The sequence below is a fragment of the Klebsiella sp. CN_Kp066 genome, assembly GCF_040065135.1.
GTDB classification, from domain to species: Bacteria; Pseudomonadota; Gammaproteobacteria; order Enterobacterales; family Enterobacteriaceae; genus Klebsiella; species Klebsiella oxytoca.
On record NZ_JBEAIU010000001.1, the window covers coordinates 71,425 to 86,945 of the forward strand.

The 15,521-nt window shown below is 59.8% G+C and carries 10 protein-coding genes; 7 read left to right on the forward strand and 3 right to left on the reverse strand.

Features of this window, described 5'->3' with window-relative positions:
• Positions 1-18: 18 nt before the first annotated feature.
• Positions 19-1,641, forward strand: a complete 1,623-nt coding sequence (locus tag ABLV75_RS00315) for an alpha/beta hydrolase-fold protein (protein ID WP_004099999.1) — start codon at positions 19-21, stop codon at positions 1,639-1,641.
• Here ABLV75_RS00315 and ABLV75_RS00320 read toward each other — a convergent pair.
• On the reverse strand, positions 1,570-1,818 hold the full coding sequence (locus ABLV75_RS00320) for a DUF1158 domain-containing protein (protein ID WP_004100000.1): 249 nt from the start codon (positions 1,816-1,818) through the stop codon (positions 1,570-1,572). The two genes, ABLV75_RS00315 and ABLV75_RS00320, sit on opposite strands and share 72 nt — an antisense overlap.
• Before the next feature lie 503 nt (positions 1,819-2,321).
• On the opposite strand from ABLV75_RS00320, the gene ABLV75_RS00325 reads away from it, so the two are divergent.
• The 3 genes from ABLV75_RS00325 (at position 2,322) to ABLV75_RS00335 (ending at position 9,291) form a co-directional block, all read left to right on the forward strand.
• Positions 2,322-5,036: a cation-transporting P-type ATPase gene (locus ABLV75_RS00325; RefSeq protein WP_097365599.1), complete on the forward strand. Its 2,715-nt coding sequence runs from the start codon at positions 2,322-2,324 to the stop codon at positions 5,034-5,036.
• 69 nt (positions 5,037-5,105) lie between these two features.
• A complete protein-coding gene (locus tag ABLV75_RS00330; RefSeq protein ID WP_023329409.1) occupies positions 5,106-6,188 on the forward strand; it encodes an efflux RND transporter periplasmic adaptor subunit in 1,083 nt (360 codons plus the stop codon).
• Between the two features lie 10 nt (positions 6,189-6,198).
• On the forward strand, positions 6,199-9,291 hold the full coding sequence (locus ABLV75_RS00335) for an efflux RND transporter permease subunit (protein WP_032734244.1): 3,093 nt from the start codon (positions 6,199-6,201) through the stop codon (positions 9,289-9,291).
• A 486-nt stretch (positions 9,292-9,777) separates the two neighbouring features.
• On the opposite strand, the gene ABLV75_RS00340 is transcribed toward ABLV75_RS00335, so the two are convergent.
• Together ABLV75_RS00340 and ABLV75_RS00345 are read right to left on the reverse strand one after the other, a co-directional pair.
• On the reverse strand, positions 9,778-10,509 hold the full coding sequence (locus ABLV75_RS00340) for a phosphodiester glycosidase family protein (protein WP_029779301.1): 732 nt from the start codon (positions 10,507-10,509) through the stop codon (positions 9,778-9,780).
• Positions 10,510-10,548: 39 nt separating this feature from the next.
• Complete coding sequence (locus ABLV75_RS00345; RefSeq protein WP_004100011.1) at positions 10,549-11,664, reverse strand: YbdK family carboxylate-amine ligase; 1,116 nt, start codon at positions 11,662-11,664, stop codon at positions 10,549-10,551.
• 324 nt (positions 11,665-11,988) lie between these two features.
• On the opposite strand from ABLV75_RS00345, the gene ABLV75_RS00350 reads away from it, so the two are divergent.
• Genes ABLV75_RS00350 through ABLV75_RS00360 form a run of 3 tightly spaced genes read left to right on the forward strand, consistent with a single transcriptional unit; the run spans position 11,989 to position 15,521 of the window.
• Entirely contained in the window at positions 11,989-13,653 is a 1,665-nt protein-coding gene (locus ABLV75_RS00350; RefSeq protein ID WP_004111180.1) for an ABC transporter substrate-binding protein, read from the forward strand.
• A gap of 18 nt (positions 13,654-13,671) precedes the next feature.
• Positions 13,672-14,625 carry an ABC transporter permease gene (locus tag ABLV75_RS00355; RefSeq protein ID WP_196090370.1) on the forward strand — a complete coding sequence of 318 codons (954 nt, stop codon included), beginning with the start codon at positions 13,672-13,674 and terminating at the stop codon, positions 14,623-14,625.
• A 2-nt stretch (positions 14,626-14,627) separates the two neighbouring features.
• Entirely contained in the window at positions 14,628-15,521 is an 894-nt protein-coding gene (locus ABLV75_RS00360; protein WP_196551344.1) for an ABC transporter permease, read from the forward strand.

Sequence of the window (15,521 nt, forward strand, 5' to 3'; positions counted from 1 at the left end):
ACAAGGAACTATCGGGCAATGAAAACGGCATGGAGCGGTCTGCTGCTGGGGTTAAGTGCTTTACCGGCGGCGGCGATGAACTGTGAATCCCCTTCGTTACAGGGAGAGCTGGAGGGGAAGTTCGACGCCAGCGGTGAGGTCTGTTTTGACTTGCCCAGGCTAGGAGAGAACTACGTCGCGGCGACGCTCTCCGGCGTTACCGATGCCCGACTGCTGGATGAACATAACCGCCGTCTGCGCACGCTGCTGGCGGGCGGCCCGGCGGACGGCGAGCAAACCCTGCTATTTTCTCTGCCGGTAAACCGCGCCTCCTCGCTGGTGCTCCACGGTGAAGAAGGAGCCCGCTGGCGTTTTCAGTGGCAGATGCGGGAAACCACCGCGCTGGCCAAAATCCAGACGCTGGACCCGGTCAGCCCGCGCCTGCAGCTGCTGAAGAAGGAACTAGCGGCGGGAGGCTCAACGGCGACTTTCTGGCGGGAGCGTGAACTGGAGGGAACGCCCATGGTGGAATCGGTGGACGCCAGCCATAAGCGGGTGACCTTCTTGTGGCGCGGAGCGAGCCGCAACGTGTTTATTCTGGGTTCGCCGGCGGGGGATCACGATCCGCTGTTTCGTCTCGGTGATTCTGACGTCTGGTTTCGTAGCTACGTCGTACCTGCCGATACCTTAATGCAGTATAAGCTGGCCCCGGATGTGCCGCAGGTAGCCGGCGGCGCGCGCGAGCAGCGGCGGGCTATTCTGGTCAGCGCCCAGGCCGACCCGCTAAACCCGAATAGCGTCAATGCCGCCCACGACCGCTGGAGTCGCTACTCCCTGCTGGCTCTTAACCCCGCGCGTTTTTGCTCGGCGCCGCGGATGGCGCAGCCGCTACGCTACGGGACGCTGACCCGCCATCAGCTGCGCAGCGACTTTTTGCAAAACGCGCGTGAAGTCATGATTTATCGCCCACGTTTGCCGCAGCCCGCGCGCTGGACCCTGCTGCTCTTTGACGGTAAAACTTACCAGGACGAATACCGCTTCGCCAACGTGCTGGACGCCCTGATCGCCAGCCACAGGCTACCGCCGATTAACGTGGTGTTTATCGATAGCCTCGATCATCCGCGGCGGGCAAAGGAGCTGCCGCCAAATCCGCACTTTGCCGATTTTATGGCCCATGAGCTGCTGCCCTGGCTGAACCGCCAGGGGCTCAGCCTGACCCGGCAAAAAACCGTGGTTGCAGGATCCAGCTACGGCGGGCTGGCCGCGTCCTGGGTGGCGCTGCGCTATCCCCGGCAGTTTGGCAACGTACTGAGCCTGTCCGGGTCGTACTGGTGGGCGCCGAAAGGGGAAGAAGCCAGCTGGCTGACCCGACAGTATCAGCACTCGCCGCGCTATCCGGTCCGTTTCTGGCTACAGGCGGGAAGATTTGAGACCCGCGGGCCGGACGGCGGTATTTATGCCAATACGCTTGAGTTCGGGCGGGTACTGAGCGAGAAGGGATATAAGGTGAGCTTTCATCCCTCCTCGAGCGGCCACGATTATGTCGCCTGGTGCGAAGGCCTGATCAACGGTATGCGCGACCTGAGCGGATTAGCGCTCAAGAGAGAACCAGCGACGCCAGACCCAGCGCAGCGCCAGATACTCGATGGCGCCCAGCGCTAAAAACCACAGGCAAAAGATCAGCGTATAAAGCTGGTTGAGATCCATCAGATGGAACGTCGCCACCAGCTTCTGCGCCAGCGTCAGACCCAGCGAGGGCGCCGGCAGCAGCAGACAGGAGAGTAAAGCCAGCAGGAGAATGCCGGCGGCACTCATGAGCGTTTCTAGCGGATGTTTCATTATTTGTTAATCATCAGTTAAAAACATATTGTCCGGTAAAAAGGGAATCAATGCAATATCGTTTCGTACGCAATTAAAATACGCTTTAAGTATTATATTTAAACGTTCTCACTCATTTCTTTGTTAATTATTTTGGGCTTATTTGTGATTAAGTTAATTACGCTTTAATGTAAATTAACGTCATTATTAAGCCAGCGCTTTTACAAAAGTATAGGTGCTATATCCCACCAGAGTAGCGATAATAATGGCCAGCAGAATGTACAGCACCAGGCGGCGTCCGCGATAGATTCCAAACATAGTAGACCTCGTTTAGTTTAGGTTTATTAATATTCTGCAATAGTTGTTCTATAGAATTAACTTACCATAAATTTTGTATTTGCGAGAGATTAAATATTGCGCAAGCTCAAATTATCTCCCGCCTGTTTAAAATTTTTCTCATTGGCCCGGAATGATTCCAGGCTTTCCGCCTCACGGAATTTTAAGGGAGATATATTTTGACCAAAATGATCAAAACTAATAATACCACCCCCTCAGGGGATGTCGCGCCACGCCGGGCATATCAGCAGACGGTTGATGCGGTGCTGGCGCAGAAAAAAAGCCATGTCGACGGGCTCAGCGCCGCTGAAGCCGCCGAGCGTTTGCAGACCTTCGGCCCGAACGCCTTGCCGGAGAAAAAAGGCAAGCCAGCCTGGCTGCGCTTCCTTGCCCACTTTAACGACGTCCTGATTTTCGTCCTGCTGGCCGCCGCCGCGCTCACCGCGGTTATGGGGCACTGGGTCGATACCCTTGTCATTCTTGGCGTCACGGTGATCAACGCCCTGATCGGCCATATCCAGGAGAGCAATGCCGAAAAATCGCTACAGGGCATCCGCAATATGCTCTCCAGCGACGCGCGCGTGCAGCGCAGCGGTAAACACGAAACCATCCCGACCCGCGACCTGGTGCCGGGCGATATTGTGATTCTGCGCGCGGGCGACCGCGTGCCGGCCGATATGCGCCTGATTGAGAGCCATAATCTGCGGGTTGAAGAAGCCATTCTGACCGGCGAGTCGACGGTGGTGGATAAAACCACCGACGCGCTGGAAGGCGAACTGCCGCTGGGCGACCGTACCAATATGCTCTTCTCCGGCACGACCATCAGCGCCGGCGGCGGCGTTGGCGTGGTGACCGCAACCGGCCAGGATACCGAACTCGGCCACATCAACCAGATGATGGCGGGCATTGAAAAGCACCGTACGCCGCTGCTGGTGCAGATGGATAAGCTCGGTAAAGCGATCTTCGTTATCATCCTGGCGATGATGGCTGCGCTGTTCGTCTTCAGCCTGGCGCTGCGCGATATTCCTCTCGGCGAGCTGCTGCTCTCCCTGATTAGCCTGGCGGTGGCCGCCGTGCCGGAAGGCTTACCGGCGATTATCTCGATTATTCTCTCTCTGGGCGTACAGGCAATGGCGCGTCAGCGGGCGATTATCCGCAAACTGCCGACAGTGGAAACCCTGGGCGCCATGACCGTGGTGTGCTCGGATAAAACCGGCACCCTGACGATGAACGAGATGACCGTTAAAGCGATCATCACCGCCGACTGCTGCTACCGCGTCGAAGGCGACAGCTACGAGCCTCAGGGTAACATCTGCCTGGAAGGCAGCAACGAGCCGGTGCAGATTAAACCGGGCAGCGTGCTGGAAACCTATTTGCGCACCATCGATCTGTGTAACGACAGCCAGATGATTCAGGACGAGCGCGGCCTGTGGGGCATTACCGGCGGGCCAACCGAAGGCGCGCTGAAGGTGCTGGCGGCGAAAGCGCGGCTGGAGCCCGTCGATGCCCGCCTGGTCGCGAAAATCCCGTTCGACTCGCAGTACAAGTACATGGCGACCCACCAGAAAATGGGCGACGTCGAGCAGGTGCTGATTACCGGCGCGCCGGACGTGATTTTTGCCCTGTGCCGCCAGCAGATGAGCAAGCAGGGGGCGGTGCCGTTTGAGCCGCAGTACTGGGAAGAGGAGATGGCGCGCTTTGCCCGCCAGGGCCTGCGCATGGTCGCCGCTGCCTACAAACCGGCTGACGTCGGCAGCACCACGCTGTCCCACGACGATCTGCGCGAAGGGCTGGTGTTCCTCGGCATTGCCGGAATGATGGACCCGCCGCGTCCGGAAGCGATCGACGCTATCCACGCCTGCCAGAACGCGGGGATCCGCGTGAAGATGATTACCGGCGATCACCCGCAGACGGCGATGAGTATTGGCCAGATGTTAGGGATCACCAACAGCAGCCAGGCGATGACCGGCTACCAGCTGGAGCATATGGATGACGCCGAGCTGGCGAAAGCCGCCGTGGAGTTCGATATCTTTGCCCGCACCAGCCCGGAGCACAAGCTGCGCCTGGTGAAAGCGCTGCAGGATAACGGTGAAGTGGTTGGCATGACCGGCGATGGCGTCAATGACGCTCCGGCGCTGCGTCAGGCCGACGTCGGGATCGCCATGGGCATTAAGGGCACTGAGGTGACCAAAGAGGCCGCCGATATGGTCCTGACCGATGACAACTTTGCCACTATTGCCAGCTCGGTCAAAGAGGGGCGCCGGGTCTACGATAACCTGAAAAAGACCATTCTGTTCATCATGCCGACTAACCTGGCGCAGGGGCTGTTGATTATCATCGCCCTGCTGGCGGGGAACATTATCCCGCTGACGCCGGTACTGATTTTGTGGATGAACATGGCCACCTCCGCCACGCTCTCCTTTGGCCTCGCGTTTGAAGCCGCCGAGCGCAACGCCATGAACCGACCGCCGCGTAAAACCGGCCAGCACGTCATGGATGCCTTCGCCGTCTGGCGCGTCGCCTTCGTCGGCACGATGATCGCCGTCGCCGCCTTTATTCTTGAAGCCTGGCTGGCGCCGCGCGGCCACAGCCCGGAGTTTATCCGCACCGTCCTGCTGCAGATGCTGGTCACCGCGCAGTGGGTCTACATGATTAACTGCCGCAGCAGCGACAGCTTCTCGCTGAATATGGGGCTTCTGCGTAACAAAGGCATCTGGCTGGTGAGCGGCGTGCTGCTGCTGATGCAGCTGGTCATCATCTACGTACCGGTGATGCAGACGATGTTTGGCACCGAAGGGCTGCCGCTGCGCTACTGGTTCATCACCCTGGTCATCGGTATCGCGATGTTCCTGGTGGTGGAAGTTGAGAAGCGCCTGACTCGTCGTTTCCGCAAAGCCGCGTAGCGTGTCTGACCCGTCCGGCGTCCCTTCTCCTGCGGGGAAGGGACGCCGCATCGTCGTAAGGAATTCCCCATGAACAAGATCATCCGCTCCGCCCTGCTGGCCTGCGGCCTGGCAGGCTACGCGCTTATCGCCGCCGCCGCGCCGGCTATTCCGGTGCGCGTTGCCACCGTTGAACAAGCGCCGCATGCCGATGAACGTCAAATCTCCGGCCGCGTTGAGGCCATTCACGCCGTCGACGTTCGCGCCCGTACCGAAGGGACGATCGTGCAGCGCCATTTCCAGGATGGGCAGTACGTCAAAAAAGGCGAGCCGCTATTTACGCTGGATGACGCCCAGCCGAAAGCCGCGCTGGCGCTCGCACAGGCCGAACTGAAAAGCGCGCAGGCTTCCCTGCGCCAGGCCCAGCAGCTGTTGAGCCGCTATCAGCAGCTGAAAAATAACCATTCAATCAGCCGTCATGACGTGGATACCGCGCAGATGCAGCGCGATGTCGCCGCCGCCGCCGTAGAGCAGGCGCAGGCGCGCATTACCGCCCAGCAGATAACGCTCGGCTATACCCGCATTACCTCGCCGGTGAGCGGGCGCGTCGGCCATAGTCCTTTTCACGTCGGCAGCCTGGTCAATCCCGCCAGCGGCGTGCTGGTTGAAGTGGTCCAGCTCGATCCGATTCGCGTGGCGTTCTCGCTCGATGAATCCGCCTTTTTCGCGAAAGCAGGGCAGCACACGGATATCGCCGCGATGAAGCAGGCGTGGCTGGCGCAGGTGGAGTTGGATGGACGGCGTGAAGACGGCGTCCTGACCTCCGTTGATAACCGTATTGATAGCCGCACCGCCAGCGTGGCGCTGCGCGCTGAATTTGCTAACCCGCAGCACCGTTTACTGCCGGGCGGCAACGTCACGGTTTTCTTCCGTCCGCAGCAACTTAAGGAGAGCCCGATGATCCCGGCCTCTGCGCTACAGCAGGATGCACTGGGCTTTTACTGCTGGGTCGTAACGGCGAACAACACCGTGACGATGCGCCGTTTAGCGCCCGGCGGTCAGCATGGCCAGAGCTTCGTGGTGGCGGATGGCCTGAAAGCGGGAGAGCGCGTAGTGACGGAAGGTGCCCAGCGCCTGCGTGACGGCGCGGCCATTCAGTTGCTGAGTGAATAAGGGAGAGGGGATGCTGACATTTTTTATCCGACGCCCGCGCTTTGCGATGGTGATTGCCCTGCTGATGACCTTTGTCGGCGCGGTCTCGCTAAAGCTGATCCCGGTCGAGCAGTATCCGCAGATTACGCCGCCGGTCATCAACGTTAGCGCCAGCTGGCCTGGCGCCAGCGCGGCGGACGTAGCGGAAGCTATTGCCGCGCCGCTGGAGACCCAGCTCAACGGCGTCGATCATATGCTGTACATGGAGTCCACCAGTTCCGATGAGGGGACCTACAGCCTGAGCCTGACCTTTGCTGCCGGAACCGACGCCGATTTAGCCGCAATCGACGTGCAGAACCGCGTGTCGCAGGCGGTGGCGCAGCTGCCTGCCGACGTGCAGCAGAACGGCGTACAGGTGCGAAAGCGGGCGACAAACCTGCTGATGGGGGTGAGTCTCTACTCTCCGCTCGGCACCCTGTCGCCGCTGTTTGTCAGCAACTACGCCAGCACCCAGGTGCGCGAGGCGCTGGCGCGTCTTCCCGGCGTCGGGGAAGTGCAGATGTTCGGCGCGCGCGACTACAGCATGCGCATCTGGCTGCGCCCCGACCGCATGAACGCGCTGAATATCACGACCGACGATATTGCCCTTGCGCTGCGCGAGCAGAACGTGCAGGGCGCGGCGGGGCAGGTAGGCACGCCGCCGGTGTTTAACGGCCAGCAGCAAACGCTGACCATCAACGGTATTGGGCGATTAAGCGATGCCGCCGGTTTCGGACAAATTGTGGTTCGCAGCGGCGAACGCGGCCAGCTGGTACGCCTGTCCGACGTGGCGACTATTGAACTGGGCGCTCGCAGCTACAGCTCCGGCGCGCAGCTCAACGGCAAAGACTCCGCCTATCTCGGCATCTACCCGACGCCCACCGCTAACTCGCTGCAGGTCGCTACTGCGGTACGCGCCGAGCTGACCCGGCTGCATGCGCGCTTCCCGGCGGATCTCACCTGGGAGGTGAAGTTTGATACCACCCGCTTTGTTGCGGCGACGATCAAAGAGATCGGCGTGTCGCTGGCGCTGACCCTGCTGGCGGTGGTGGTGGTGGTCTCCCTGTTCCTGCAGAGCTGGCGGGCGACGCTGATAGTCGCGCTGGCCATCCCGGTGTCGCTTATCGGTACCTTCGCGGTGCTCTACGCGCTGGGCTACAGCGCCAATACCCTGAGTCTGTTTGCGATTATCCTCGCCCTGACGATGGTGGTAGATGACGCTATCGTGGTGGTGGAGAATGTGGAAACAAAAATGGCGGAGGGGCTGGATCGCGGCGCCGCAACCGCCGAAGCGCTGCGGCAAATCGCCGGGCCGGTGATCGCCACGACCCTGGTGCTGCTGGCGGTGTTCGTGCCGGTGGCAATGCTGCCGGGGATCGTTGGCGAGCTGTATCGCCAGTTTGCGGTCACCTTATCGACGGCGGTGACGCTGTCGAGCGTGGTGGCGCTGACCCTGACGCCTGCGCTGTGTGCGCTGCTGCTGCGTCCGCGTCCGGAGCGGCCTGCCGCCATCTGGCGCGGCTTTAACCGCGGTCTGGATACGGTGCGGGACGGCTACGGGCGTCTGGTCGGGGGCATGAATCGCCGTCCCTGGCTGGCGCTGGCGGCGACGGTAGCCGCGGCAGGGCTGGTGGTATTGAGCTTTACCACAATGCCGAAAGGCTTTCTGCCGCAGGAAGATCAGGGTTATTTCTTTGCCAGCGTGCAGCTGCCAGAAGCCGCCTCGCTGGAGCGTACCGAGGCGGTAATGGCCCAGGCGCGGGAGCTGCTGTTGAGGAACCCGGCGGTTGAGGATGTGATTCAGGTGTCCGGTTTTAATATTCTCAACGGCACCAGCGCCTCGAACGGCGGGTTTATCTCCGTGATGCTGAAAGAGTGGCATCAGCGGCTGCCGCTGGACGCGGTGATGGAAAAACTACAGGGCCAGCTGCTGGGGCTGCCGGAAGCGACGATTATGGCTTTTGCGCCGCCGACGCTGCCGGGGCTGGGCAACGCCTCCGGATTTGATTTACGCATTCTGGCGCAGGCTGGACAATCGCCGGCGGAGCTGGAGCAGGTCACCCATCAGGTCCTGCGAATGGCCAACCAGCATCCGCAGCTTAGCCGGGTCTTTACCACCTGGAGCAGCAATGTGCCGCAGCTGACGCTCACCGTCGATCGCGACCAGGCGGCCCGGTTGAACGTACCGGTGGCAAGAATTTTCAGCAGCCTGCAGACCGCGTTTGGCGGCACCCGCGCCGGCGATTTCAGCATCAATAATCGTGTCTACCACGTGGTGATGCAAAATGAGATGCAGTGGCGCGAGCGGGCCGAGCAGATTAGCGAGCTTTACGTGCGTAGCGACAGCGGCGAGCGGGTGCGTCTGAGTAATCTGGTGACGATTACGCCAACGGTTGGCGCGCCGTTTATTCAGCAATATAACCAGTTCCCGTCGGTATCGATAAGCGGTTCGGCGGCTGAAGGCGTCAGCAGTCGGGCGGCGATGGCGGTGATGGAGCAGATTTTACAATCGAATCTGCCGCACGGTTATGACTATGCCTGGAGCGGCATCTCGTGGCAGGAGCAGCAGACCGGTAACCAGGCGGTATGGATCGTGCTGGCGGCGGTGGCGATGGCGTGGCTGTTTCTCGTCGCCCAGTATGAGAGCTGGACGCTGCCGGCGAGCGTGATGCTGTCGGTGCTGTTCGCTATCGGCGGGTCCCTGCTGTGGCTATGGTGGGCCGGTTATGCCAACGATGTGTACGTGCAGATAGGGCTGGTGCTACTGATCGCGCTGGCGGCGAAAAACGCGATTTTGATCGTCGAGTTTGCCCGGGCGAAGCGTGAAGAGGGGATGTCGATCGTCGACGCCGCCCGCGAAGGGGCTACCCGTCGCTTCCGCGCGGTGATGATGACGGCGGTCTCCTTTATCATCGGGATTGTGCCGATGATGCTCGCCACCGGCGCCGGGGCGCAGAGCCGGCGGATCATCGGTACCACGGTGTTCAGCGGCATGCTGGTGGCGACGGCGATCGGCATTCTGTTTATTCCGTCGCTGTACGTGCTGTTCCAGCGCCTGCGCGAGTGGGCGCACCGCCGGATTTAGGTGGCCCGGACCTGGTAGCCCGGACAGGCGCGTCAAGCGCCGCCTCCGGGACGGTGTTGAGGGGTTCCGTTCACTATTATTCCACAGAAAATGTCTCACCGCGGTAGGTGAACGGGGAAAGGGGGAGAAAACCGTCTCCCCCTTTACAATCCCCGCGGTCCCGCAAAGAAATCGGTGCTACGCACTGCGCTCACCTCCCGGACCTCAGCCTGCGGTCGGCTCAACTCGACATTACTCGTCCCATCCCTGGGACTCGCCCCTACGGGGCCAGCGCAAGCGCTGTTCAAAATTGCTCCAGGCAATTTTGTCGTGTCTCGATTCGCCTCTGTCCGCCATCCCTGGCGGCCAGCCCTTGTCTTCGGCCCTCCGGTTCGCCGATTTCAGCGGGGGCCAGGGCATCGCTGCATATCACGTCGTTTCAGAGGCATATCCACAGCGGCATAAAAATCTCCCCGGGGCTACTCCCTGCAGACGATGTTATTAAGACTATCTGCTCTCCACCGCGATCATGGTGACGAACGGATGGTACTGCCACGGCACGCTGCCGCCTTTCCGGTACATCTTCGAAATGGTGCCGTCGAGATAGAGCATCTGGCGCACGTTGAGCCTGGATTGCGCGTAGCAGGCGAAATCGTAGAAATTGGTTTCGCGCTCGCTGAGCATAAATACCACTTTGCCATCGCCGTTGATGCCCACACCGTTACGCAACTTGCGCGAGCTGGCGGACGGCTTCAGCCGCCAGTTGATCTTGCCGTTTTCAATTAGCATTGGCCCCGACTGCACGGCGTATTGAATGGCTGGCGACGGCTTGAATTTATCAATGCTGACAATTCCCGCGTTTTGCCCTCGCAGATAAAACACCCCGCCGGGACGAATAAAAAAGTTGCCGCCGCCGGAGGCGCGGTTAAGCGGGATCAACTGCCGGCCTTTCTCGATATACAGCCCCAGCGGCGCGTAGGCTTTATCATAAATTCCGCCGTTCATCGCCATCTGCACCTGCCCGTTGCGGTCGATATCCGCCAGCAGCGAGCGCAGCGACCCCCAGGCTTTGCCGTCCTCTTTTTGCCAGTACATCACAATGCGCTCGCGCTGCGGATCGACGCGATAGCTTTGCAGCGTGAGCGATGGATCGGTCAGCGAGCATTTCCCGCTGGCGAAGGCGGGCAAAGATAACAGTAGCAGCGGCAGAAGAGAGAAAAAGCGCACGACAAGTTCCAGACAGACGACGAAAGCGTGCAGTATACCCTGTTACCGCCGCTACGCCGTCCAGATCTCGCAGTGCTTTTGCACCAGTCCGATTAAGGAACCGCCGTTGGCGACGAACTCGCGCATCTGCTGCGGCTCGCTGCGAGCCTGCTTCGCCTGGCGCACAATCGCCTCCAGCGCGCTGCCGGCATTCAGCTTATGGGCGCTGGGCGCCAGTTTATCCGTCAGCCGTAGAATTTCTTCGCGAAAGGTTCGCTGTTCGCCGCCGTTCACATCGGTGTTGATCCCGTCCAGGCCATAGCGACAGGCCTGATAGCGGTTGAAGGGGTACAACAGGTAATCTTCGGGCTGATGTTTAAACGGCCGTTCCGTCAGCAGCCAGCAGGCAATGATCTGGATAAACCCGGCGATATTTACCGCCTGGGTAATCGTCAGCGGGGTATCCATCACTCGTACCTCAACGGTGCCAAAGCGCGGGCTGGGGCGAATATCCCAGTGCAGATCCTTCATGCTGTCAATCATGCTGGTATAGCTAAGACGACGAAACAGGCCGATAAACGCCTGCCAGTTATTGACCCACGGCATCGGGCCGTTATCGGGATAAGCGGCAAAAAGATTAAGCCGCGAGCAGGCAAAGCCGCTATCGGTCCCGTCGAGCCAGGGAGAGGCCGCATTCAGCGCGATAAAATGCGGCACGAAGCGCGACAGGCCGTGCAGAAGATAAATCGCATCATCGCCATTTTGACAGCCCACGTGCACGTGCTGGCCGAAAATAGTCGCCTGCTTCGCCAGGTAACCAAAGTGCTCAACGGTTTTCAGGTAGCGCGGGTTATCGCTGATCTGCTGGCGCTGCCAGCTTTGAAACGGATGCGTTCCGCCGCCGCAGATTTGTACATGATGGCGGGCGGCGGCACGCAGCACCGCCTGTTGGATCGCGCTCAGTTGCGCCGTGGCCTGATGGATATCGCGACAGACGCCGGTGGCGATTTCCAGCATGCTTTCGGTGATGTCATGTTTGGCCTCGCCCGCTTTCAGCGTGCCCTGGACCTCATCAATAAGCGCGGAAGAGTCCTGGCTCAGATCGAAGCCCGGCGGGTTGACGACCTGGAGCTCCAGCTCGATGCCAAGGGTAAACGGCTCGGAGCGGTGAAAATCAGGTAACGGCATGGCGACTCCCTCTTTCTCTTTATCAGAAAGTATAGAAGACAATGCCTCAAACTGATGATTTGCCGAATATTATGAATTTAATTTATAGAAAATAACGCCACGTGATTATCCTTTTCAAAAGAAAGTAAGGCTGGTGCAATCCTGCAACACATTTCCCGTCAGTGGTGCAAAAAGATAAGCTGATTCTATTTTTCAATGAAAATCATCGAGATAATATAAGTCATCCTTATTTTATACGCCGTTTCGCCCTTATTTCCCGCCCTTGCAGAACTGGTATGCATCTTGCCTGTTAGTTAGCGACTTTTATTTAACAGGGACAATGTGATGCTGAAGAAAAAAATATTTTCGCCTGGATGCCATCTCGCCGTTGCTGTTAGCGGGGCATTGGCGTTGTTTGCCAGCGTGTCGGCCCATGCCTCAACTCTGCGGATCGCCATGACTGCCGCCGATATTCCTTTGACCCTCGGGCAGCCCGATCAGGGTTTTGAAGGGAACCGTTTCACCGGCATTCCGCTTTACGACGCCCTTGTTGAATGGGATCTGTCGCAAGGCGAAAAGCCCAGCGGTCTGGTGCCGGGACTGGCAACCGAGTGGCACGTTGACCCGCAAAATCAAAGCCGCTGGATTTTCACCCTGCGCCCGGGGGTTAAATTTCACGATGGCTCGGAGGTCAATGCCGACGCCATCGTCTGGAACGTGGAGAAGGTACTGAATAAAGCCGCGCCGCAGTATGCGCCAGGCCAGATTGGCAACACTCTCTCACGCATGCCGACCCTGACCGGCGCGGAGAAAATTGATGACCATACCGTGGCGCTGACCACCGCCGAACCTGACGCGCTGCTGCCCTACAACATCACCAATCTGTTTATCGTTTCGCCCACCGCGTGGCAAAAGCTGTATGACGCGGTGCCGGCAAGCGCTGGCGATACCGCGGCGCGCAGCAAACAGGCATGGACCGAGTTCGCCGCCCATGCGGTGGGCAGCGGCCCGTTCAAAATGGAAAAACTGGTTCCCCGCCAGCAGCTGATCCTCGATAAGAACCCCGACTACTGGAACAAAGAACGAATTCCACGGGTGGATAAAGTGGTGCTGATCCCGCTGCCGGAAGCTAACGCCCGCACCGCGGCGCTGCTCTCGAAGCAGGTGGACTGGATTGAAGCTCCGGCTCCGGACGCGGTCGATCAGATAAAAGCGCAGGGTTTTAAAATCTATGCCAACACCCAGCCGCACCTGTGGCCGTGGCAGTTCTCCTTTGAAGAGGGATCGCCGTGGAAAGATATTCGTGTGCGTAAAGCCGCCAACCTGTGCCTGAACCGCGCCGAGCTTAAAAGCTATCTCGGCGGCTATATGACCGAAGCGACCGGCGTCTACGAGGCCGACAGCCCGTGGCACGGCAAGCCCACTTTCCAGATCAAATATGACCCTGAAACCGCCCGCAAGCTGATGACCGAAGCTGGCTATAGCGCCGGTAAACCGCTGCACGTCACGGTTGCCACCTCGGCCTCCGGCTCCGGGCAGATGCAGCCGCTGCCGATGAACGAGTACATCCAGCAGAGCCTGAAAAGCTGCTTCTTTAACGTCGACATTAAAGTTAATGAATGGAACACCCTGTTTACCAACTGGCGTCTCGGGGCGAAAGATCCATCGGCGAAAGGGATCGACGCGATCAACGTTAGCGCCGCAGTTAACGATCCCTATTTCGGCATGATCCGCTTCTCCACCGCGAAAGCCTTCCCGCCGGTAGCGACCAACTGGGGCTATTTCTCGACGCCGGAAACCGAAAAGCTGGCGGCGGCGGTAAAGCACGCGTTTACCCCGGCTGAAATGGATAAAGCCGCGGGCGAACTGCACGCCGCGCTGGTCGATCAGGTGCCGTTCCTGTTCGTCGCTCACGATGTCGGGCCAAGGGCGATTTCGCCCGCCGTCACCGGAGTGGTGCAGCCGCAAAGCTGGTTTATCGACCTTAGCCTGGTGAGCAAAAAAGAGTAATTGATTCGGGAGCAAGAGATGATCAATACCCTGCTATATCGCATCCTGCTGGCCGTCCCCACCATGCTCGGGGTCGCGGTGATCTGTTTTATGCTGGTGCAGATAGCACCGGGCGACCCGCTGGTGTCGGTGATGCCGCCGGACGCCTCGGAATCGCTGCGTCAGACCTTAATGCAGGCCTACGGCTTTGATAAACCGCTGCCGCTGCAGTTTGTGCACTGGCTATGGCGGGCGCTGCACGGCGATTTGGGCATGTCGGTCGCCACCGGCCGTCCGGTCATCGACGAGGTCATGACGGCGGTGATCTACTCTCTGCGTCTGGCGCTGCTGGCGACGGCGATCGGATTTGTGCTGGGTAGCCTGTTTGGTTTTGTCGCCGGCTATTTTCGTAACAGCATTATTGACCGCCTGGCCTCGGTGCTGTCGGTATTCGGCGTCAGCGTGCCGCACTACTGGCTGGGGATGCTGCTGGTTATCGTTTTTAGCGTTAAATTCGCGCTGCTACCGGCAACCGGCGGCGGGCCAATCGGCGAGGTGGGCTGGCAGTGGGACTGGGAACACCTGCAGTTTATGCTGCTGCCGGCCTTCACGCTGTCGGTGATCCCGACCGGCATCATCGCCCGCACCGTTCGTTCGCAGGTGGCGGACATTCTCAGCCAGGAGTTTATCGTCGGCCTGCGCGCCCGGGGGCTCAACGAATCGCGGATCTTTCTGCACGTGGTGAAGAATGCCGCTCCGACCGCGCTGGCGGTGATGGGGCTGCAGGTCGGCTATCTGATGGGCGGCTCGATTCTGGTGGAGACGGTTTTCTCCTGGCCCGGCACCGGCCTGCTGCTGAATACCGCCATTTTCCAGCGCGACCTGCCGCTATTGCAGGGCACCATCTGGGTACTGGCGCTGTTCTTTGTCCTGCTCAATCTGCTGGTGGATATTCTGCAAACCAGTCTCGACCCGCGAATTAAGAGGAGCTGACGATGGTGGATACCGTGACGACCAAAAGCATTGCCGTCTCTGCCAGGACGGTCGCCAGGCAAGGCTACTGGCGCGGCGTGTTTGGCCGCCTGCTGCGCGACCCGGGCGGGGTATTCGTCGGCGCGATCATTCTCGTTCTGCTGGCGCTGGCGCTGTTCGGCCCCTGGCTGATCGTTAAAGATCCGTATCAAACGTCGATGTTTTTACGCCTCAAGCCGATCGGCACCGACGGCTTTCCGCTGGGCTCCGATGAGCTCGGGCGCGATATGCTATCAAGGCTGATTCTCGGCACAAGGCTATCGCTGTTTATGGGGATTGTCCCGGTGGTGTTGGCCTTTTTTATCGGTGGGGCTATCGGCATTATCGCCGGCTATGCGGGCGGCAAAACCAACACCCTGATCATGCGCACCGTGGACGTATTTTATGCTTTCCCCTCGGTGCTGCTGGCGATCGCGCTTTCCGGCGCGCTGGGCGCGGGCATCGGTAACGCGCTGCTATCGCTGACCCTGGTGTTCGTGCCGCAGGTGGCGCGTATTGCCGAAAGCGTCACCGCGCAGGTGCGGCATATGGACTACATCGACGCCGCCCGGGCCACCGGGGCCAGCGCGTTCACCATTATTCGCGTCCAGGTGCTGGGCAACGTGCTGGGGCCGATTTTCGTCTTCTCCACCGGCCTGATTTCGGTGTGCATGATCCTCGCCTCCGGGCTCTCATTTCTCGGCCTCGGGGTTCGTCCACCGGAGCCGGAGTGGGGGTTGATGCTGAACACCCTGCGCACGGCGATTTATACCCAGCCGTGGGTGGCGGCGCTGCCCGGTCTGATGATTTTTATCACCTCCATTTCGTTCAATATCCTCGCGGACCGCCTGCGTGCGGCAATGGCGATTAAGGAGTAA